Origin of the sequence: Pseudomonas sp. NFPP28 (genome assembly GCF_900115535.1) — a bacterium.
Classification (GTDB): Bacteria; Pseudomonadota; Gammaproteobacteria; order Pseudomonadales; family Pseudomonadaceae; genus Aquipseudomonas; species Aquipseudomonas extremorientalis.
The window spans coordinates 743,030-763,727 of sequence record NZ_FOWT01000001.1 but is presented as its reverse complement, the minus strand read 5'-3'; the positions used below and the strand labels follow the sequence as shown (position 1 = coordinate 763,727).

21 protein-coding genes are annotated in these 20,698 nt (G+C 60.1%); 8 read left to right on the top strand and 13 right to left on the bottom strand.

The features are described 5' to 3' along the window. Positions 1–7: 7 nt before the first annotated feature. From BM110_RS03600 to BM110_RS03590, 3 genes are read right to left on the bottom strand one after another with little or no spacing between them, the layout of a single operon-like run. Positions 8–3,070 carry a MexW/MexI family multidrug efflux RND transporter permease subunit gene (locus BM110_RS03600; protein ID WP_093512406.1) on the bottom strand — a complete coding sequence of 1,021 codons (3,063 nt, stop codon included), beginning with the start codon at positions 3,068–3,070 and terminating at the stop codon, positions 8–10. Then, entirely contained in the window at positions 3,067–4,218 is a 1,152-nt protein-coding gene (locus tag BM110_RS03595) for an efflux RND transporter periplasmic adaptor subunit (RefSeq protein ID WP_093512404.1), read from the bottom strand. The genes BM110_RS03600 and BM110_RS03595 overlap by 4 nt, the downstream gene beginning before the upstream one ends. Before the next feature lie 23 nt (positions 4,219–4,241). Continuing rightward, a complete protein-coding gene (locus BM110_RS03590) occupies positions 4,242–4,655 on the bottom strand; it encodes a VOC family protein (protein WP_058422912.1) in 414 nt (137 codons plus the stop codon). Between the two features lie 47 nt (positions 4,656–4,702). On the opposite strand from BM110_RS03590, the gene BM110_RS03585 reads away from it, so the two are divergent. After that, on the top strand, positions 4,703–5,629 hold the full coding sequence (locus tag BM110_RS03585) for a LysR family transcriptional regulator (protein ID WP_071488576.1): 927 nt from the start codon (positions 4,703–4,705) through the stop codon (positions 5,627–5,629). Here the strand turns inward: BM110_RS03585 and ribD are convergent. The 6 genes from ribD to BM110_RS03555 all read right to left on the bottom strand — a co-directional run bounded on the left by ribD (position 5,608) and on the right by BM110_RS03555 (position 11,484). Beyond that, on the bottom strand, positions 5,608–6,714 hold the full coding sequence (gene ribD, locus BM110_RS03580; protein ID WP_092240859.1) for a bifunctional diaminohydroxyphosphoribosylaminopyrimidine deaminase/5-amino-6-(5-phosphoribosylamino)uracil reductase RibD: 1,107 nt from the start codon (positions 6,712–6,714) through the stop codon (positions 5,608–5,610). The genes BM110_RS03585 and ribD overlap by 22 nt on opposite strands. Continuing rightward, positions 6,711–8,414, bottom strand: coding sequence for a WD40 repeat domain-containing protein (locus BM110_RS03575; protein WP_093512402.1), 1,704 nt, complete (start codon positions 8,412–8,414; stop codon positions 6,711–6,713). Before BM110_RS03575 ends, ribD begins: the two co-directional genes overlap by 4 nt. A gap of 40 nt (positions 8,415–8,454) precedes the next feature. Beyond that, complete coding sequence (gene ribA / locus BM110_RS03570) at positions 8,455–9,069, bottom strand: GTP cyclohydrolase II (RefSeq protein WP_071488579.1); 615 nt, start codon at positions 9,067–9,069, stop codon at positions 8,455–8,457. Between the two features lie 58 nt (positions 9,070–9,127). Next, a complete protein-coding gene (locus tag BM110_RS03565) occupies positions 9,128–10,135 on the bottom strand; it encodes a formylglycine-generating enzyme family protein (RefSeq protein ID WP_092240863.1) in 1,008 nt (335 codons plus the stop codon). 63 nt (positions 10,136–10,198) lie between these two features. Next, on the bottom strand, positions 10,199–10,945 hold the full coding sequence (locus BM110_RS03560; RefSeq protein WP_071488581.1) for a class I SAM-dependent methyltransferase: 747 nt from the start codon (positions 10,943–10,945) through the stop codon (positions 10,199–10,201). Between the two features lie 92 nt (positions 10,946–11,037). Next, the gene (locus BM110_RS03555; protein ID WP_071488582.1) at positions 11,038–11,484 is read right to left on the bottom strand and encodes a DMT family transporter; all 447 of its coding nucleotides are present in this window, start codon (positions 11,482–11,484) and stop codon (positions 11,038–11,040) included. Between the two features lie 189 nt (positions 11,485–11,673). Here BM110_RS03555 and moaC point away from each other — a divergent pair, with 189 nt between their 5' ends. Genes moaC through moaE form a run of 3 tightly spaced genes read left to right on the top strand, consistent with a single transcriptional unit; the run spans position 11,674 to position 12,841 of the window. Then, entirely contained in the window at positions 11,674–12,147 is a 474-nt protein-coding gene (moaC, locus tag BM110_RS03550) for a cyclic pyranopterin monophosphate synthase MoaC (protein WP_071488583.1), read from the top strand. Next, complete coding sequence (gene moaD, locus BM110_RS03545; RefSeq protein ID WP_071488584.1) at positions 12,144–12,386, top strand: molybdopterin converting factor subunit 1; 243 nt, start codon at positions 12,144–12,146, stop codon at positions 12,384–12,386. Before moaC ends, moaD begins: the two co-directional genes overlap by 4 nt. Before the next feature lie 2 nt (positions 12,387–12,388). Next, positions 12,389–12,841: a molybdopterin synthase catalytic subunit MoaE gene (gene moaE, locus BM110_RS03540; protein WP_092240865.1), complete on the top strand. Its 453-nt coding sequence runs from the start codon at positions 12,389–12,391 to the stop codon at positions 12,839–12,841. Between the two features lie 127 nt (positions 12,842–12,968). On the opposite strand, the gene rhlB is transcribed toward moaE, so the two are convergent. Both rhlB and BM110_RS03530 read right to left on the bottom strand, forming a co-directional pair. After that, positions 12,969–14,438, bottom strand: coding sequence for an ATP-dependent RNA helicase RhlB (gene rhlB, locus BM110_RS03535; RefSeq protein WP_165447910.1), 1,470 nt, complete (start codon positions 14,436–14,438; stop codon positions 12,969–12,971). A gap of 96 nt (positions 14,439–14,534) precedes the next feature. Continuing rightward, a complete protein-coding gene (locus BM110_RS03530; protein ID WP_092240867.1) occupies positions 14,535–15,191 on the bottom strand; it encodes an alpha/beta hydrolase in 657 nt (218 codons plus the stop codon). A 346-nt stretch (positions 15,192–15,537) separates the two neighbouring features. Here BM110_RS03530 and BM110_RS03525 point away from each other — a divergent pair, with 346 nt between their 5' ends. The 4 genes from BM110_RS03525 (at position 15,538) to BM110_RS03510 (ending at position 19,707) form a co-directional block, all read left to right on the top strand. Then, positions 15,538–16,569, top strand: a complete 1,032-nt coding sequence (locus BM110_RS03525) for an amino acid ABC transporter substrate-binding protein (protein ID WP_071488588.1) — start codon at positions 15,538–15,540, stop codon at positions 16,567–16,569. A 72-nt stretch (positions 16,570–16,641) separates the two neighbouring features. Continuing rightward, positions 16,642–17,823 carry an amino acid ABC transporter permease gene (locus tag BM110_RS03520; protein WP_058422898.1) on the top strand — a complete coding sequence of 394 codons (1,182 nt, stop codon included), beginning with the start codon at positions 16,642–16,644 and terminating at the stop codon, positions 17,821–17,823. A gap of 10 nt (positions 17,824–17,833) precedes the next feature. After that, positions 17,834–18,931 carry an amino acid ABC transporter permease gene (locus tag BM110_RS03515; RefSeq protein ID WP_058422897.1) on the top strand — a complete coding sequence of 366 codons (1,098 nt, stop codon included), beginning with the start codon at positions 17,834–17,836 and terminating at the stop codon, positions 18,929–18,931. An 11-nt stretch (positions 18,932–18,942) separates the two neighbouring features. After that, positions 18,943–19,707 (top strand): amino acid ABC transporter ATP-binding protein, encoded by a 765-nt coding sequence (locus BM110_RS03510; RefSeq protein ID WP_003171943.1) that lies wholly within the window; start codon positions 18,943–18,945, stop codon positions 19,705–19,707. 50 nt (positions 19,708–19,757) lie between these two features. Here BM110_RS03510 and BM110_RS03505 read toward each other — a convergent pair whose 3' ends face one another. Together BM110_RS03505 and BM110_RS03500 are read right to left on the bottom strand one after the other, a co-directional pair. Next, the gene (locus BM110_RS03505; protein WP_093512399.1) at positions 19,758–20,252 is read right to left on the bottom strand and encodes a type II toxin-antitoxin system MqsA family antitoxin; all 495 of its coding nucleotides are present in this window, start codon (positions 20,250–20,252) and stop codon (positions 19,758–19,760) included. Continuing rightward, positions 20,249–20,560 (bottom strand): type II toxin-antitoxin system MqsR family toxin, encoded by a 312-nt coding sequence (locus BM110_RS03500; RefSeq protein WP_093512397.1) that lies wholly within the window; start codon positions 20,558–20,560, stop codon positions 20,249–20,251. The genes BM110_RS03505 and BM110_RS03500 overlap by 4 nt, the downstream gene beginning before the upstream one ends. Between the last annotated feature and the right edge of the window lie 138 nt (positions 20,561–20,698).

Below are 20,698 nucleotides of genomic sequence, written 5' to 3'. Positions count from 1 at the left end.
TTTGTGTTCAGGCCGACTGCTCGACCTGTGCCCAATCGATTGCCGGTTTATGTGCCCTGGAAAGCAGGGTGTACACCGACGGCAGTACAAACAAGGTAAACAGCGTGCCCACCAGCATGCCGATCACGATCACCAGCCCCAACCCGAAGCGGCTGCCGGCGCCGGCACCTGACGAGAACAGCATCGGCACCAGGCCCACCACCATGGCCGCCGTGGTCATCAGGATCGGCCGCAGCCGAATGCGTGCCGCGCGCATGATCGCCTGGGCCGGGGTGCAGCGGTACAGCACCTGCAGCTCGTTGGCGAACTCGACCATCAGGATCCCGTGCTTGCTGATCAGACCGATCAGGGTGACGAGGCCGATCTGCGTGTAGATATTGATGGTCGCCAGCCCCAGCGCCAGGGGAATCAACGCGCCGCAGATCGACAGCGGCACCGTGATCAGGATGATCAGCGGGTCGGTCAGGCTTTCATACTGCGCGGCCAGCACCATGTAGATCACGATCAGCGCGAACAGGAAGGTCAGCATCAGCGCATTGCCCTCGTGGATGAACTGCCGCGAATCGGCCTGCCAGTCATGGCTGAAACTGGCGGGCAACTGGCGGCTGTGTTCCTGCAAAAAGGCCACTGACTGGCCAAGGCTGACGCCGGGCGCGGGAATACCCTGGAAGGTCGCGCTGTTCTGCTGGTTGAACTGCTTGAGCTTGTTCGGCTCGATCACGTTGTGCAGGCTCACCACGGTGGACAGCGGCACCTGCTGGCCGGTGTCGGTGTCGACGTAGAAGCCATTCAGGTCCTGGGGCGTGAGGCGTCGCGAGGCCTGGCTCTGGGGGATCACATCGTAGGAGCGGCCTTGCAGGGCGAACCGGTTGGTGTAGTTCTCACCGATCAACACCGCCAGCGTGCTGCCGATGTCTTGCATGCGAATCCCCAGGCTGTTGGCCTTGCTGCGGTCGATGCGCACTTGGGTCACCGGGTTATTGAACGCCAGGTCACTGTCGACCACCGCAAACAGCCCGCTGGCCCGCGCCTGGGTTTTCAGCGTTTCCATGGCCTGGTACAGCGAGCGGTAGTCTTCTGTGCTGCGCATCACCATTTGCACCGGCAAGCCACCGGTGGAGGCGGGCAGTGGCGGCAACTGGAACACGAAGATCGAGTTGCCTTCCACGGCATCGACGCTTTGTTGCAGCTCGGCCTGGATTGTCGCTGCGCTGCGCTGACGCTGCGACCATTCGGTGAAGTTCACCCCGGCAAAACTCGCGGCGACACCGTCATTGCCGTTGATGATCCAGGTGCTCACGGTCTCCGGCAAGTGGCCGAGAATCCCGCTCAACTGATAGGCGTAGCGCTCTACATAATCCAGGTTGGCGTGCTGCGGTGACTTGATCGCCAGCAGCAGGTTGCCCTGGTCTTCGTTGGGCGCCAATTCCTTGCTGGCATGGCCATACAGCCAGGGCAGGCTGAGCAGCACCACGGCGCCGAACAACAGGATCAGCCCGCGCTTGCGCAGCGAGCCCAGCAACGCGCGCTGATACAGGCGTGCCAGGCGGTGGAAGAAGCGCTCGGCCAGGCGGCTCATGGTGCCTTCATGCTCCTGGCCCGGTAGCAGCTTGGCGCACATGACCGGGGTCAGGGTCAGGGCGATCACCCCGGAGACCAGCACGGCGCCGGCCAGGGTCAGGGCGAACTCCTTGAACAGCGCGCCTGTCAGGCCGTTCATCAGGCCGATGGGCATGTACACCGCCGCCAGGGTGATGGTCATGGCGATCACCGGGGAAGCGATCTCGCGCGCGCCGAACAAGGCAGCCTGCAGCGCGCTGCGGCCTTCCTTGACATGCCGGTGGATGTTCTCCATCACCACAATCGCGTCATCCACCACCAGGCCGATCGCCAACACCATTGCGAGCAGCGTCAACAGGTTGATGCTGAAGCCGAACAACGTCATCAAGCCCAGGGCGCCGAGCATCGACAATGGAATACTGACGATGGGGATGATCACGCTGCGCACCGAGCCCAGGCACAGGTAGATGATCACCACCACGATCAGGATGGCCTCGATCAGCGTTTCGATGACTTCGATAATCGAGGCTTCGATAAAGTGCGCGGTCTCGAACGCCAGCGCCACCTTGACCCCAGGCGGCAGGGTTTTCTCGATGTTCGGCAGCAGGCGCTTGATGTCGGCGACGATCAACAGCGGGTTGCCCTTGGGTGTCGCATAGAGGCCCAGGTGCACTGCGGGCCTGGCGTCCATCAACGCACTGGTTTCGTAGGCAGCCGAACCCAGCTCGACGGTCGCGATATCGCGCAGGCGCAGCAGGTGGTCGCCGTTGTTGCTGATGACCATGTTGCGAAACTCATCGAGGCTGCTCAGGTCGGTGTTGACCTGGATCGAGGAGATCACATAGTGGCCCTTGATCTGCCCCGGTGCTGCCTGGAAGTTGTTGTCGCGGATCGCCTGTTCCACCTGGGCGGCACTGATGCCGTGGCCTGCCATGCGTTGCGGGTCGAGCCACAGGCGCATGGCCAGGCGCTGGCCGCCGAAGGTCTCGACCTTGGCCACGCCGTCGATCGTGGAAAACAGTGGCTGTACCACGCGGCTCAGGTAATCGCTCAAGGCTGAGGCCGACAGCGAATCACTGGAAAATCCCACGTATGCCACCGCTGTCGCATCGCCGGCGGAACGTTCGATCACCGGGTCATAGGCCTGTTCAGGCAGGCGGTATTTGACCTGGTTGACCTTGGCAATCACATCGCTCAACGCCTTGGCCGAGTCCTGGTTGAGTGCCATGCGCAGGGTGATCTGGCTGCGGCCCTGCACCGATGAGGAACTGACATAGTCCACGCCTTCCACCGAGGCCAGCGACTGGTTGATCGGTTGGGTCACAAAGCCTTGCATCAGCTCGGCGGGCGCGCCGGGGTAATCGGTAGTCACGCTGATCACCGAGCTTTCCAACAGCGGGTATTGGCGCACAGGCAGGTCGAGGTAGGCCTTGAGCCCGGCCAGTACGATCAGCAGGCTGACCACCAGGGCCAGCACTGGGCGACGTACGAACAGGTCGGTGAATTTCACGGGTTTTCTCCGGCCATGGTCATCCCCGAGGACGGGTTGGCATCGTTCAACACCGTACGTTCGAGGGGCTCGATAGCGGCACCGTCACTGAGTTTGATCTGCCCGGAAATCACCACGCGGTCACCCGGATTCAGACCCGCATCGATCACTACGCGGCCATTGCGCCGCTCGCTGGTCTTGACCAATACGCGGCGGACGACGGGTGGGGTATTGGCATCGGTCGATGGCTGCACCACGAAGACATCTTCGCCGTAGGCGTTATAGGTGATGGCGGTTTCCGGCACGCTCAAGGTATTGCCGGGCAGTGACTGCGGCAGGCGCACTTTGGCGAACATGCGCGGCAGGGCGCCGTCGGTGGGGGCCTGCAGTAGCGCCTGGACGCTCAGGGTGCGCGAGCGGTCGAGGAACGGGTCGATACTGCTGATACGTGCGCTGAAGCGTTGCCCCGGCAGCGCATCGAGTTGCACATCCAGGGTATTGCCGACCTTCAGTTGGGCCAGGGCTTGCTCCGGCACGCTGAAGTTCACGTACAGGCCCTTGTCGCCGACCAGGTTGATCAGGCTGTCGCCGGGGTTCACAAATTGGCCCAGGTGAACCTTGCGGATCCCGAGGGTGCCGGCGAACGGTGCGCGTATGGTCAATTGGTCGATCTGCGCCTTCAGTTCCTGCAGGGCGCCTTGGGCGGTGGTGTATTCGGTCTGGGCATTGTCGAAGGCTTCGCGGGACGTGGCGTTCACCTTGACCAGGGTGCGCGAGCGTTCCAGTTTGACCTTGGCATTTTCCAACTCACCCTGCAGGCGCATCAGGTTGCCGCGTTGGGGAGCATCGTTGAGCCTGACCAGCACTTGGTCGCGCTCGACGCGCTGGCCGGATTCCACTGGCAACTGCACCACACGTCCGCCGACTTCGGCGGGTACGCTCACCTGTTGCACGGCTTCCAGCTCACCGATGGCTTCCAGGTAGCGGGTGAAGGGGGCGTCGCTGACCGGCGCCACCGCGACTTTGATCGGCGCGGGCGCGTAGGCAGCGGCAGCCTGATGGCTCCAGCGCCACAATGCCCACGCCAACGCAATGAGGACAACCACGGCGATCAACAGCGCCACGCTGGTTCGTGAGACGGCACGTCCGGATCGACTGACGTGTGACATAAGCTTCATTCCTTGAGCGGCAATCAGTAAATGGGCCAGCAGCCCGGCGTCAGTAGTTCGACGAGGTTCTCATCCGGATCGCGGAAATAGATGCTCGATCCACCTTTGGGCCAGTGGGTGCGCCCCTCGATGGCAATGTTCGCGTTGTCCAGGCGCGCCTCCCAGGTCGGCAGATCGTCGGCGTCGATGGCAAAGCAGATATGAATGCGCCCGTTGGCGTCATGGGGAGGGATCTCGCCGCCGCTCAAGTATTTGGTTTGAAGAGAGGCGCCCCGTTTGAAGAGCAAGAGAGTATTCTGCTGACCGACATTTAACGCGACGAGTACGTTGCTCTCGACCATCGTCTCAAGCTCCAGGTGCCGGGCGTAAAACGCTTTGGCGCGGTCGAGGTCGTCTACGTACAGCGCGGTCTCAATGATTCGTTTGAGTTGAGGCATGGTTTTGCTCCTTGTTGAAGGTTGCTCCCTGAGATGGAATTCACAGCATGGTCACGGTCCTACTGCGCAATATCGATTTGAATCTGTTGGTGGTGCTCGATGCACTGCTGACTGAAAAACACGTCACCCGCACCGGTGCGCGACTGCATTTGAGCCAGCCGGCCATCAGTCACTCCTTGAGTAAGTTGCGGGTGCTGCTCGACGATCCGATCCTGATCCGCGAGGGTAACGAAGTGGTACTCAGCGCCCTGGCGCAGAATATCCAGGTGCCGTTGCGCGACATCCTCAGCCAAATCGAAACGCTGTTCGGCAAGTCCATCGACTTCGACGCGGCCAGTTCCCAACGTACCTTTCAATTGGCGATGTCGGACTACGGCGCGGCGATTATCCTGCCCAAGTTGCTGGTGCGACTGCGCAGCGAGGCGCCGAACACCACGCTGGTGGTGACCCAGGGCAGCCGGCATGCGATGTTCGAGCAAGTGGCGCAGGGCAAGATCGACCTGGCGCTGGGGGTGTTCCCCAGCCTGACGCCCGATGTGTCGATGGAAGTGTTGTTCGAGGAAACGTTTTCCTGCCTGCTCGACCGGCGGACCCTGTCCAAGGACGGCATGCTGGATCTGGAGAGCTACCTGGAGCGCCCGCATATCCAGGTGTCCATGGACGGAGGTGCCAATGGTGAAGTCGATAGCCTGTTGCGTGCCGAAGGTTTGCGTCGTCGCATCGCCGTCAGCGTGCCGCACTGGCGTACGGCGCCGAGCCTGTTGCACAACACCGACCTGATCCTTACCGTGGCCACCCGCACGCTGGAAGACACGTTGCTCAACCCGGACCTGGTGCAATTGCCGCCACCGTTCAGCATTCCGCGCTTTCCCTTTGTGCAGATCTGGCACCAGCGATTCTGTGACGACCCGGCACATGCGTGGTTGCGCGAACAGGTCAAGCAAGTGGTAGCTCATACCGTGCAGGTCGACTGATCGGGGCGCAGGCGTAATCGCAAGTCCTGGCCCAACTGGGTCACTTCGTACAGGGTGAAGTCCAGGGAGTGGGTGAGGTTTTCCAGCTCCGGCAAATGCACCAGCGGCCGTGCGAGGTCGCCGAGCAGGCGCGGCGCGACGTACAGCAACAGCTCATCCACCAGCCCGGCGCGCAGCAGGTTGCCGGCCAGGGTCGGCCCGGCCTCGACCATCACATCATGCAAACCGCGCTGGCTCAGATGGACCATCAAGGCATGCAGATCGAGGCCATTCTGGTTGCCCGGCAGGCCGAGCAAGCGCTCGGCGTTGGCGCCTGGCGGCAGATGTTGCTCGTGCACCACATGCAGGCTTGGCGCCTGGTCGTCGAACACCCTCGCGGTACCCGGCACCCGCGCCTGGCTGTCGAGGATCACCCGCAGCGGCGCGATGGCTTCGGCGGATGCCATCTCGCGTACGGTCAATGAGGGGTTGTCGGCCAGCACCGTGCCGCTGCCGGTGAGGATCGCTGCACTGCGCGCTCGCCAATACTGCACATCGGCGCGCGCCCTGGCGCCGGTGATCCATTGCGAGCGCCCGTTGTTCAGCGCGGTGCGGCCATCCAGGCTCATGCCCATCTTCAGTTGCACCCACGGCCGCTGGCGCTTGACCGAGGACAGGAAGCCACGGTTCAACTCGCGGGCGACCGCATTGAGCAAGCCCACGCGAACCTCGATCCCGGCGTCGCGCAGTTCGGCGATCCCACGACCGTCGACCTGCTCGAACGGGTCTTCATGGGCAACGACCACACACGCCACGCCAGCCTCGATCAGCGCCTGGTGACAGGCACCGGTGCGCCCGACATGGCTGCAGGGTTCCAGCGTCACATAGGCCGTGGCGCCCTTGGCCAGGGCACCCGCCTGGCGCAGGGCGAAGACCTCGGCGTGCGGACCGCCCGCACGCCGATGCCAGCCCTCGCCCACGATGTGTGCACCGTGGGCGATGACGCACCCGACCCGTGGATTGGGCCAGGTGGAGTGACTGCCGCGCTCGGCCAACGACAATGCATGATGCATATGTTGAAAGTCGATTTCGCTGAAGTGGGTCATGGGCGGCGTTGCCCTGCCACAGCGTGGGCGGTGATCGGGTAGATACGCCCGTCGTAGGCGCTGGCCAGGAAGCCACTGCCTTCGGCGTCATGGGTCAGGCATGAAATACCGCTGGCGGTGATCTTCTCCACCTTTGCCCATTTGCGCTTGGCCAGGTCGAACACGGCCACGGTGCCGCCGTAGCTGCCGGTGGCGATCATCTGGCGGTCCTTGGAGATGGCAATGCACTTGATCGAGTGGCTGTGAGGGGTGTCATACACCTCGCTGTTGCCGGCTTGCCACAGGCGCAGCTTGAGGTCGCGACCGATACTGGCAAAGCCGCCCTGGATCTGCGTGCAGCCGTTGGAAATACGGTCGTGGGCCTTGTCCAGGTAGGTTTCCAGCTCGAAGTCTTCGATCCGGAAGAACGCTGCGGCCGCTGTCGCGCATACGCTGAACAGGTACTGTTCATCGGCGGCGATGCCCTTGATGGCGTTCTCGTGCATGCGCACTTCGCGCAGGAAGCGCGGCTGCTGGTGTTCCAGATTGAAGATCAAGGCTTCGCCAGTGTACGTACCGATTGCGGCGTGCAACTGGCCATCTTTTTCGAAGGTGGTGCCGCAGTTGAGCGGTGAGCGGTGCTGGTAGATGACGTCGCCGGTCTTGGCGTCGAACACCGTGCCCATCTGGCCGCCGGTCAACACGCTGTCGCCGAAGGGCAGCAGGAAGTTGCACAGACTGCCGGCCTTGGTGCTGGGCTGGCCATTGATCTGCAGGATGCCGGCATCACCGATGCTGTAGATGTCGTCGCCGACCACCGTGACGGCGTTCAAGCTGATGGCCGGCTCGATGCCGCCCACGTCCCATTCCTGAGTGATGAAATCCCAGGTGGCGTAGGTGGAACCGAAGGTCACGAAGGCGATGCGATGGTTGCCCAGCAATGCACAGCTGCGTGGCCAGATGATGCTTGGCAGTGAAGTCTGGGCGGTTTTTACCAGTTGGTTGTCGGGCGTCAACTCCCACAGCATGACGCAACGGTCGTAGCTGAGGCTGACCAGCAGGCGCTGCGCGTCGTTCCATACGATGCGCTTGATGCCGGCGGCATGGGCAGCTTGCAGGTAGGTGCCGCTGCTGCTGATCACGGAGATTTTGCCTTCGTCGTCACCGGCGAAAATGATGCCCTCACGGGACAGGGCAACGGTGTCGGTTTCGACGCCGCCCAGGTCGATCAGGTCCAGTTGTTCGCCGCTGGCAGCGTCCCAACGGCGGATCGAACCGTCATCGCTGCTGGAAACCAGGGTCTTGCCATCGGCGGCCCAGCACACCGAAATCACGTCGGCATCGTGACCGCTGAGGATCCGCAGGGTTCGCCCGCTGAGGTCGAACAGGCGGATGCTGTGGTCCCGCGAGCAGGTGGCGATGGTCTGGCCATCCGGTGAGAAGGCAGCCATTTCGATGTCGTCATCGTGACCCACCAGCACGCTTTTCAAGCGCAGCGAAGGGATTTCCCAGACGCGGGCGGTGTAGTCGCTGCTGGCACTGACCAGCAGGGTGCCGCTGGCGTTGAACGCACATTGGTTGGCCAGGTGGTCGTGGAGCACGCGCTGGATCGGCGTCTTGGTTTTTGCATCCCACAAAATAACCTGGTTGTCATAACCGGCGGTTGCAACGTAAGTATCGTTGAATGTTGCGATACCGCTAATAGGGCCAAAGTGTCTCATGCGTCATCATCCTTAATGTAGTGTGGGCGAAAGAAAGTGTTCAGGCGCGCTTCGGTTGTTTCATCAGGTTGATCACGTGGTTTTTCTTATCGACTTTCGCTTGCAGGTAATGAGTGTTATGTCGGGTGACAAACACACCGGTCGGAATAACGTTGTCCACTACAATGCCGTTATCCACCAGGGCCTGAACTTTGTCCGGGTTATTGGTGATCAATTGGCAATGTTTGATGTTCAGCGCTTTCAACATGCCTGCGGCCATGGAAAAGTCGCGATCATCTTCCGGAAAGTTCAGATGAGTATTGGCTTCGAACGTGTCCATGCCAGAATCCTGCAGGCGGTAGGCGTCCAACTTTGCATATAAGCCGATGCCGCGGCCTTCTTGGCGCAGGTAGATAAGATAGCCACCCACTTCCTGCATGCGCAGGATCGACTCGTTTAATTGCGGGCCGCAGTCACAGCGCTGTGAACTGAATACATCGCCGGTCAGGCATTCGGAATGAATACGCACCAACGGGCTGATGGGATTGGCGGGGCCAAGCTTTATCACGATATGTTCGTGTGCCGTGTCCAACCCACTGAACGTGTAGAAAGTTCCAGGGTTGGAATGGTCGTCCAGGGGGATATCAACATGGTTGCGTACGCTTAGGCGGTTCATGGCGGTTCCTTCCGTGCTTGAATGATCAACGCGTTATTGTTTTGGTACAGAAGAGGGATTACAGGGTTTGTGCGAGGCGAAAGCCCATTACGTAAATCTGTCGCGGATACTTGCCGTGACGCCGGCAATTGCGGGTCAGGTCGCGAAACCGCGTGAAGCTGCCACCACGGGCGATGCGGTGGGTGCCAACCACAGTGACGAGGTCGTCGGTGATGGCGGTGCCGCCGGGGTAGGGGGCGTAGTCGTCAGCGACGAATTCTTCGACATTACCGGCCATGTCCAGACAGCCAAATGGCGAAGCACCCTCGACCAGGAAGCCGACCGGAGTGGTGTCGAACAGGCCCAGTTCGGCGGTGTTGGCACGCTCGGGCAGGAAGGTATTTCCCCAGGGATATTCGAGGTTTTCCGGGCCGGCGGCGGCGTATTCCCATTCAGCCTCGGTGGGCAGGCGGAAGCTGCGGCCACTGGCTTCGCTGAGCCAGGCAGCGTAGGCGTCGGCGTCATCGGCAGTGATCCCGTAGACCGGATGGTTGGCGCGTGCGTGAGGGTACTGTCCGAAGGCCCAGCTTTCGGGAATCCGTGCCTGCGTGTTGGCTTCGAGAAAGGCTCGGTATTCGAGGTTGGTCACCGGATATTTACCGATGGCGTATGGCCGCAGGTGGACGCGATGACGAGGGACTTCCTTGGCGATCCAGTCCCGATCCAGGCCCAGGCCGCGCATGTCATGCATCACCTGGTCGACCGCCGATTCGGCCAGACCGATCTCGACGGTGCCTGCGCTGATTTGAATCATCGTGGGGTTGAGTACATCGAGCCTGGGGTCATGGGTCAGTGCCAGCAGTTGGGCGGCGGCATAGCGCCAGGCCAGCGGCGAGACAGGGTTTTCGACGCGGTCGGCCAACTGTTCGCTGGTCTCTTCCGACACCAGGCGCCAGGCTGCCAGCGGCAACTTGAGGTTGACGGCTTCGTGGAAATGCTCAGGCAGGCCCATCAAGAAACGGTCTGTCATTTCGGCGGTCAGGGGGCCGTCGAACACGGGCCAATGGTTGAAACCCTTGGAAGTCATAACGCTCGTTTTCCTACTGCGTGGGGGAAAAGGCACGTACACCCAGGCGTACGTGCCCGGCCTTCAGAGAGTGCAGATCAGCCCGGTTTGCAGGCAGTTGCGTTCGAAGTCATCCCAGTAGCCCTTGGGGTGCTTGGCCCGCTCGGCCTCGGAAATAATCGGTTTTTGCCACTGCAGGCGGGAGAAGCCGGCTTTCATGATCGCCAGCTCATAGCGTTCGCGGCTCCAGCGATGGAAGGTGAAGGCGCTGGGCGGTGTGGTGACGAATTCGGCGTGGTGGCGAAAGCCGCCTTCATGGGGTTCTTCGGTGAGTACGTGCACGCCGTATTTGGTGAAGTTGCCACGTTTCAATTGAAAGGTTGGCTCTACCGTGTAAGCCACGACCCGTCCACCTGGGGCGAGGTTCTTGGCGACGACCTGGAACATCTTGTCCAGTTTTTCTGGCGAATCGGCATAGTTGAACAGCCAGGCGGCGGTGATCAGGTCGAACTTGCCGAGAATGCCCAGATCGCAGATATCGCTGACGTGGTACTCGATCGGCTCCTGGTTGCGCGCCGACTCTTGCCGGGCCAGTTCAATCATGGAGGCGGAGATGTCCACGCCAACCACTTTGCTGGCACCTTGGCGATACAGCTCGCGTCCGAAGAAACCGAAACCGCAGGCCAGGTCCAGTACGGATTTGCCCTGGGGATTACCAACCATACTGAAGAAGGTTGCGGTTTCCACCGAGCGCTGCGAGGCGCTGTCCGTGAAAGCTTCGAAGCGTTCGCCGATGGCGTCGTAAGTTGCCGTTGCAGTTTGAGTGGTCATTGCCTCACCTTTTTAAAGTTAATAGCTGTCGTCAATCCCTGACTGGGAACATGAAGAAGTCTTCTGTTTTTGGTGACCCTGTTAGGCGTGAATCAAGTGCGAGTGGTAATAAGGAATCCTCCTATGACGACAAGTACGCCGACCAGTTTATTAATGTTGAGAGACTGTTTGGGAAAGCCCAATAAGCCAAAATAGTCAATCGCAATTGAAACGATAAGTTGTCCGATCAATACCGCCATGATGAAGTTGAGGGCGCCGAGTCGAGGCGCCATCAATAAGGCTACGGTAATATAAAAAACGCCGGCAACACCGCCCATCCAAATCCACCAGGGGCCGTCTTGCACGGCGGCAAGATTGGGGCGAGGCGCCTTGACTGCAATAATGACAACAATGAGTACAACCAGGCTGACCAATAGAGATACTGCCGTGGCCCATAAAGGATGGCCTAGCAGGTTACCCAGTTTTGCGTTGGTGCCTGCCTGCAAGGGCACTGCAAAACCGGCGAATAAACTGAGCAGGATGAAATACAGTAAGGTCATGAAGTGGGCATTCCGTTTTTTTTCAAGTTTTACGGTGCTTGGATTGTTGGCGCCAATTCTTTGTTCTGATGGGGTGTATTCGTCGCACTGATCGAGCATTGGCTACTGGTGATTCAGGGAAGGGGAATCAGGTGTGCGCAATCTTGACCGACGGGTTTACAATCGCTGCTCCTGATCAGGAGTATCCCTGTGCTGACTCATCTCGATTCCCAAGGTCGCGCCCATATGGTCGACGTCACCGACAAGTCCGTGACGTTCCGTGAGGCGGTGGCCGAAGCGCGTGTGCGCATGCTGCCCGAGACCCTGCAAATGATTGTCGACGGCGCCCACCCCAAGGGCGACGTGTTTGCCGTGGCCCGCATTGCCGGGATCCAGGCCGCGAAAAAAACCAGTGACCTGATTCCCCTCTGCCATCCGTTGATGTTGACAGGTGTCAAGGTCGAACTGAGCGCCGAGGGTGCAGACTTGGTGCGTATCGTGGCGCGCTGCAAACTCTCCGGCCAGACCGGCGTGGAGATGGAAGCCCTTACTGCTGCCAGCGTCGCGGCGCTGACGATCTACGACATGTGCAAGGCGGTGGACCGTGGCATGACCATCGAAAGCATTCGCCTGCTGGAAAAACTCGGCGGCAAAAGCGGGCATTTCAAGGCGGACCAGGCATGAGCATCAACGTATTGTTTTTTGCGCGTTACGCCGAAGCGGTGGGTTTTGATTCGTTGGAGATGGAGGGCGACTTCGCCACTGTCGATGCGGTGCGTCTGGCGCTGGCCAGTGACCCGGAGTTTGCAGTGCTCAACGAAACCAGTCTGATGTGTGCGCGCAACGAAGAGATGTGCGGCCTTGATGAGCCGGTGCAGGCAGGTGACGAAGTAGCATTCTTCCCACCCGTGACCGGAGGCTGAACATGGCCATTCGTGTGCAGGTCCAGGCGTTTGATCCCGGTGCTGAAGTCAACGCGATGCATGCGGCCAATGTCGGCGTGGGCGCGGTGGTGAGTTTTGTTGGCTATGTACGCGATTTCAATGACGGTCTGGATGTCGCGGGAATGTTCCTGGAGCACTACCCCGGCATGACCGAAAAGGCCCTGGCCAAGATCGCTGTGGAAGCCGAGCAGCGCTGGCCGTTGCTCAAGCTGGAAGTGCTGCACCGCATTGGCGCGCTGGAACCTGGCGAGCCGATTGTGTTTGTCGGGGCGGCCAGTGCCCATCGCCAGGCGGCGTTTGATGCCTGCGCGTTTGTGATGGATTACCTGAAGACGCGGGCGCCGTTCTGGAAGAAGGAAAATACCAGCGAGGGGCCGCGTTGGGTGGAAGGGCGCCACAGCGACCACGCCGCCGCGGATCGCTGGAAGTCTTAGGCCAAACACAGCACCAAATGTGGGAGGGGGCTTGCCCCCGATTGCAGTGGGTCAGCCAACAGAGATGTTAGATGTGCCATCGCTATCGGGGGCAAGCCCCCTCCCACAGTTTTCACTGCATTCCAGCTTACGGACGCTTGCGTTCAACGGCGCGCAACAGGTGCGTCGGCGGCGTCTCACAGCTGATCTTGCGCCCCAGCAACGCCTCGATCGACGGCAGCTGATACGAGTCATCTTCCCCGGCAAAGCTGATCGACACACCCGCCGCTCCGGCACGGCCGGTGCGGCCAATGCGGTGCACGTAGTCATCCGGCACTTCCGGCAGGGTGAAGTTGATCACATGGCTGATGCCGTCGATGTGAATCCCACGCCCGGCCACGTCGGTGGCCACCAGCACACGGATCTTGCCTTCGCGGAAGCCTTCCAGGGTCTTGATGCGCTTGTGCTGTGGCACGTCGCCCGACAGTTGCGCGGCGTTCACACCGTCACGCACCAGGCGTTCTTCGATCCGGCGCACCTCGTCCTTGCGGTTGGCGAACACCATCACGCGTTCCCAGCCGTTGTCGTTGACCAGGTTGTAGAGCAGCTTGTACTTATCGGCGCCGGCTACCGCGTAGATGTGTTGCTCGACGTTCTCGCTGGCGACGTTTTCCGCTTCGATCTCGACGATGGACGGGTCGGTGGTCCATTGCTTGGCGAGGTTCATCACGTCTTCGGTGAAGGTCGCGGAGAACAGCAGGGTCTGACGCTCGGATTTCGGCGGGGTCTGGCGAATGATCTGGCGCACTTGTGGGATGAAACCCATGTCGAGCATGCGGTCGGCTTCGTCCAGCACCATCACTTCGACCATGTCCAGGTGCACGTCGCCGCGCTGGTTGAAGTCCAGCAGACGGCCAGGGGTAGCCACCAGGATGTCGCAGTGACGGGCTTCGAGGTGCTTGAGCTGCTTGTCGAAGTCCATGCCGCCCACGAACGTCATGACGTTGAGGCCGGTGTACTTGGTCAGGTCGGCGGCGTCCTTGGCGATCTGTACCACCAGCTCCCGGGTCGGGGCGATGATCAGCGCGCGCGGTTCACCCATGTAGCGCTCTTTGGGCGGCGGCGTCTGCAGCAACTGGGTGATGATCGAGATCAGGAACGCGGCGGTCTTGCCGGTGCCGGTCTGGGCGCGGCCGATGGCGTCTTTGCCGGCCAGGGTAAAGCCCAGCACCTGCGCCTGGATCGGCGTGCAGTACGGAAAACCAAGGTCCTGGATGGCGTGCATCAGTTCCGGGGCCAGCTTGAAATCATGGAAGCGGGTCTTGCCTTCCTGGGGTTCGACGACAAAGTCTTCGAGTTTCCACGGAATTACCGGCGGTTTTGGCGCACGTTCACGGCGCGGTTTTGGTGCCACCGGTGCGGCAACGGGTTCGACCGGTCTGGCCTGTTCGGGTGGGGTCACCGTCGGCTTCTTCGGCTGGGCGGCGGGTGCGGTCCGGTCGGGCTGTCTGCCGTCATTGCGGCTGCCGGCTGTCGGGGCAGGAGCACTGGAATCAGGCGCGAGCGGCTCAGCCTCGCTTTTGCCGAACATCTTCTTGAGTGCTTTGAGCACGGTGATCTCATTAATTGGTTAAGGAATGTACGCCGGCCAGTGTAATGCAAGAATCGGGCGCGGCGTAGTGCGTCTGTCATACGGCTACATAAACGCAGGTGTTCAGCCCAGGCGAGCGGTCAACCAGGCACCGATATCGCGTATCTCCTCGGGTAACACTTCGTGGCCCATTGGGTATTCCTGCCATGTCACGGTGACACCACGGCTCTTCAAATGCTCGTAGGCGCTGCGGCCCATGGCGTTCTGCACCACGTCGTCGTACTGGCCGTGCAGGCACAGGGCGGGAATGCGCTGCTGGCTGGCGGACAATTCCAGCTCGTCGCTGAACGTGGGGGCATAGGTGGAGAGGGCAATCACGCCACCCAAGGGGCCTTCCCAATTCAGGAAAGCGGTGTGAAAGACCACGGCGCCACCCTGGGAAAAACCGGCGAGGAAAATCCGCGAAGCGTCTATTCCGGTTCTCTTCTGTGCCTCGATCAAATCCGTGACCATTTTTGCCGAGACTTCCAGCTCTTCCAGGCTGATGGAACGGGCCGGGCTCATGGCTTTGATGTCGTACCAGCTTGGCATCTCGTAGCCACCATTGATCGTCACCGGCCGGGTCGGTGCCTGGGGCAAAACGAAACGCGTGGTCAGCAGGCTTTCCTGCAGCGCCTCGGCCACTGGCAGGAAGTCATAGCGATCGGCACCCAGGCCATGCAACCAGATAACGCAGGCGTCTGCGGGCTTGGCGGGCTGAAGAATCAAGGGTTCGGTCATGTCTGCTCCATTAATGTGCGCGCGCTCCGATTAAGTGCGACGGAACGGTGCGCGATGGGTTGATCTGTTAAGAAGATGTCGCACGGTTGAATCTTTTTCTCTTGACCGGGGGCTGGAACGACTCAGCCGGCACTCTGGTACGGCGCTTGCTATGTGTTGAACGATGTCAGCGCTATCCCGGGACGGTAACACTATCAGTGACTGCCGCTTGTGGGATAGCAACTGGAATTACTGCGACAACTTCATGCCGCTTGACCCTAAAAAAAGCCAACACGGGTCGATATCGCCTCATAAGGGTGCGCTGAGGTTCGAGCTCCGACACAACAAGAGCAAACTGGAGGTTTGAATGAAGGTATTGAAATCCACCCTGGCCATCGTGACTGCGGCGGCTGTACTGGGTGTCAGTGGTTTCGCCCAGGCGGGCGCCACGCTGGACGCCGTGCAGAAAAAAGGCTTTGTGCAGTGTGGCGTGAGTGACGGCCTGCCGGGTTTCTCGGTACCGGATGCCAGCGGCAAGATCCTCGGGATTGACGCCGACTTTTGCCGCGCTGTGGCCGCTGCCGTTTTCGGCGACGCGACCAAGGTCAAATTCAGCCAGTTGAATGCCAAGGAGCGTTTCACCGCGCTTCAATCCGGCGAAGTCGACATTCTGTCCCGTAACACCACCATGACCAGCTCCCGCGACGCCGGCATGGGCCTGAAATTCCCAGGCTTCATCACTTACTACGACGGCATCGGCTTCCTGGTAAACAACAAGCTGGGCGTGAAAAGTGCCAAGGAACTGGACGGTGCAACCATCTGCATCCAGGCCGGTACCACCACCGAGCTGAACGTTTCCGACTACTTCCGTGGCAACGGCCTGAAATACACGCCGATCACCTTCGACACTTCCGATGAAAGCGCCAAGTCGCTGGAATCCGGGCGTTGCGACGTACTGACCTCCGACAAGTCCCAGCTGTTCGCCCAGCGCAGCAAGCTGGCCTCACCGAAGGACTACGTTGTTCTGCCGGAAACCATTTCCAAGGAACCACTGGGCCCGGTCGTGCGTAATGGCGACGACGAGTGGCTGGCCATCGTGCGCTGGGTTGGCTACGCCATGCTCAACGCTGAAGAAGCCGGCATCACCTCCAAAAACGTCGAAGCTGAAGCCAAGTCCACCAAGAACCCGGACGTTGCGCGTCTGCTCGGTGCTGACGGCGAATACGGCAAAGACCTGAAAGTGAAGAAAGACTGGGTCGTGCAGATCGTCAAGCAAGTCGGTAACTACGGTGAAGTGTTCGAGCGCAACCTGGGCAAGAGCACCCCGCTGGAAATCGACCGTGGCCTGAACGCGCTGTGGAACGCTGGCGGCATTCAATACGCACCACCTGTGCGCTGATCGCTGATGGTTCTGTCACCCGGTGGGCCAACCGCCGGGTGATGTTCTGTTCCATTATTTCCGGGGCACTTCATGCAAAATCAAATCGGCGCACCCAAGCAGAAGCTCAGCTTCAGCGACCCTAAAGTGCGTGCGTGGCTCTTCCAGATCATCACGATAGTGGCGGTGGTCTCGCTGGGCTGGTACCTCTTCAACAACACCCAGACCAACCTTCAGCACCGGGGCATTACCTCGGGTTTCGACTTTCTTGAACGCAGTGCCGGCTTCGGCATCGCGCAGCATTTGATCGACTACACCGAATCGGACAGCTATGCCCGGGTCTTCGTGATCGGCTTGCTCAACACCTTGCTGGTGACCTTTATCGGCGTGATCCTGGCGACCTTGCTGGGGTTCATCATCGGCGTGGCGCGGCTGTCACCGAACTGGATGATCAACAAGCTGGCGACCGTGTATGTGGAAGTGTTCCGCAACATTCCGCCGCTGCTGCAAATCCTGTTCTGGTACTTCGCGGTGTTCCTGACCATGCCGGGGCCGCGTAACAGTCATAACTTCGGTGACACCTTCTTTGTCAGCAGCCGTGGCCTGAACATGCCGGCAGCGATTGCCGCTGACGGATTCTGGCCGTTTGTGGTCAGTATCGTTGTCGCCATCGTGGCAATCGTGCTGATGGCGCGTTGGGCCAACAAACGTTTCGAAGCCACCGGCGTACCGTTCCACAAGTTCTGGGCGGGCCTGGCGCTGTTCATCGTGATCCCGGCGTTGTGCGCCTTGATCTTCGGCGCGCCGCTGCATTGGGAAATGCCCAAGTTGCAAGGTTTCAACTTTGTCGGTGGCTGGGTACTCATCCCTGAACTGCTGGCACTGACCCTGGCGCTGACCGTCTACACGGCAGCGTTCATCGCCGAGATCGTGCGTTCGGGCATCAAGTCCGTCAGCCATGGCCAGACCGAAGCCGCGCGCTCCCTGGGCCTGCGCCCTGGGCCGACGCTGCGCAAGGTCATCATCCCGCAGGCGCTGCGGGTGATCATTCCGCCGCTGACCAGCCAATACCTGAACCTGGCGAAGAACTCGTCCCTGGCCGCCGGTATCGGTTACCCGGAAATGGTCTCGCTGTTTGCCGGCACGGTGCTCAACCAGACCGGCCAGGCCATCGAAGTCATTGCCATCACCATGAGCGTGTACCTGGCGATCAGCATCAGCATTTCCCTGCTGATGAACTGGTACAACAAGCGCATTGCGCTGATCGAGCGGTGAGGAAACCAGCATGACTACGCATACATTCAAACCGGATATGCCGCCGCCGAACAAAGTGTTCGGGCCGATGGCATGGATGCGCGCCAACCTGTTTTCCAGCTGGCTCAACACCCTGCTGACCCTGTTGGCGTTTTACCTGATCTACCTGGTGGTACCGCCGATCCTGCATTGGGCGATCCTGGATGCCAACTGGGTCGGCACCACGCGGGCCGATTGCACCAAGGAGGGCGCCTGCTGGGTGTTTATCCAACAGCGCTTCGGGCAGTTCATGTACGGCTACTACCCCGGCGACCTGCGCTGGCGCGTGGACCTGACCGTGTGGCTGGCCATCGTTGGCGTGGCGCCACTGTTCATCTCGCGTTTCCAACGCAAGGCGATCTACGGCCTGAGCTTTTTGGTGCTGTACCCGATCATCGCCTACTTCCTGTTGCATGGCGGCATCTTCGGCCTGACCAACGTGGCGACCAGCCAATGGGGCGGGCTGATGCTGACCCTGGTGATTGCCACCGTCGGCATCGCCGGCGCCTTGCCGCTGGGCATCATGCTGGCGTTGGGGCGACGCTCGAACATGCCGGCGATTCGGGTGGTCTGCGTGACCTTCATCGAATTCTGGCGCGGCGTGCCGTTGATCACCGTGCTGTTCATGTCCTCGGTGATGCTGCCGTTGTTCCTGCCCGAAGGCATGGGCATCGACAAGCTGCTGCGGGCGTTGATCGGCGTGATCCTGTTCCAGTCGGCCTACGTGGCCGAGGTGGTGCGCGGTGGCTTGCAGGCGATTCCCAAAGGTCAGTACGAAGCGGCTGCAGCGATGGGCCTGGGTTACTGGCGCAGCATGGGCCTGGTGATTCTGCCGCAAGCCCTGAAGCTGGTGATTCCCGGCATCGTCAACACGTTCATCGCGCTGTTCAAGGACACGAGCCTTGTGATCATCATCGGCCTGTTCGACCTGCTCAACAGCGTCAAGCAAGCCGCCGCCGATCCTAAATGGCTGGGCATGGCCACCGAAGGCTACGTGTTCGCGGCCCTGGTGTTCTGGATTTTCTGTTTTGGTATGTCGCGCTATTCCATTCATTTGGAACACAAGCTCGACACAGGCCACAAGCGTTAGGAGTTGTTGTTATGAGCGAAGCGATCAAACAGCCTGTGAGCCCTGAAGGCATTATCCAGATGCAGGGCGTCAACAAGTGGTACGGCCAGTTCCACGTGTTGAAAGACATCAACCTCAACGTCAAGCAGGGCGAGCGTATCGTGCTGTGCGGCCCGTCGGGTTCGGGCAAGTCCACCACCATCCGCTGCCTCAACCGCCTGGAAGAGCACCAGCAGGGCCGCATCGTGGTCGATGGCGTGGAGTTGACCAACGACCTCAAGCAGATCGAAGCGATCCGCCGCGAAGTCGGCATGGTGTTCCAGCATTTCAACCTGTTCCCACACCTGACCATCCTGCAGAACTGCACGCTGGCGCCAATGTGGGTGCGCAAGATGCCCAAGCGCAAGGCCGAGGAAATCGCCATGCACTACCTGGAGCGCGTGCGCATCCCGGAGCAGGCGCACAAGTTTCCGGGGCAACTGTCCGGTGGTCAGCAGCAGCGCGTGGCGATTGCCCGTGCGCTGTGCATGAAGCCGAAGATCATGCTGTTCGACGAGCCGACTTCGGCACTCGACCCGGAAATGGTCAAGGAAGTACTCGACACCATGATCGGCCTGGCCGAAGACGGCATGACCATGCTGTGCGTGACCCACGAAATGGGCTTTGCGCGCACCGTGGCCAACCGCGTGATCTTCATGGACAAGGGGGAGATCGTGGAACAGGCGGCGCCGAATGACTTCTTCGACAACCCGCAGAATGATCGGACCAAGTTGTTCCTGAGCCAGATCTTGCATTGATCGATGCTTGAAACGATAAACCCGGCCTGGCGCCGGGTTTATTTTTGGGGCTAGGACACTTTGAGCGTTTCAGCGTTATCGTGTTTGATGTAGGTGAACGCGCCGCGCATGTCTGCACCCTCGGCCAGGGTTTTTGCGTCAGCCAGCAAATGCGGGTGACGATCCAGCAAGCGCATCAGTAATACCAGGGGTTTGGGGGCAAGCAGTTCGCCGCGTTCGTAGCGTGAGAACGCGTTGTGGCCGCCTCCCGACAGCAGTTCGACGGCCTCTTTTTGCGTAAGATGCAGCTTGCGTCGGATGCGTTTTATCTCGGCGCCGATGATTTGTCGGAAGGCAAGGATCAATTCTTCCTTGGCTTTGCCGTAGCGGTCTGCACTGTCGTTTTCTGGGTCCCAGAATCCGTCACCACACACCTCACACTCCCAGCCTGAAAGATTGTCGATCCGACGCTCCATATTTTTGACTCTGATTGTTTCGCTGCGGCCCTGGTAATAACTCAATGCATCGGGGGCCCCGCAGATGTAGCACAGCTCTTTCTTTTTCATGGGTTTTTCTCCTTGAAGGAGATCACCGGAGGTCTACCGTCTGTGCGGTAAGTGACCTTGATGTAAATCTCCCTACCTTTCGAGTGGGTGTGGTACACGTCCTGCCATACTCGATGGTCTCCATAAGTGGTCATCGACTTGTACAACATCCAGTTTCGCAACTCATAAATAACGTCCTGCATTTCCTCGATGCCAAATCCAAGACGCTCGCCACATTCCTCTGCTGTCCGGGTGAATGCTTTCCTTCCCAACCGCCTCACATCCGCCTTTATCACCGCCAAATCGTAATGAGGTGTGTACTTTTCCATAAGACACCTAAGTCCATAATTACCCTCAAAGGGTAATTTTACCAATCGAAAATACTGCTCCTTTACCTGCCTAAGAACCGTAGTGCGTTGCCTTTGTAGGCAAGTCCGAATAGGCTGTAGGAAAATTCATCCTATGAT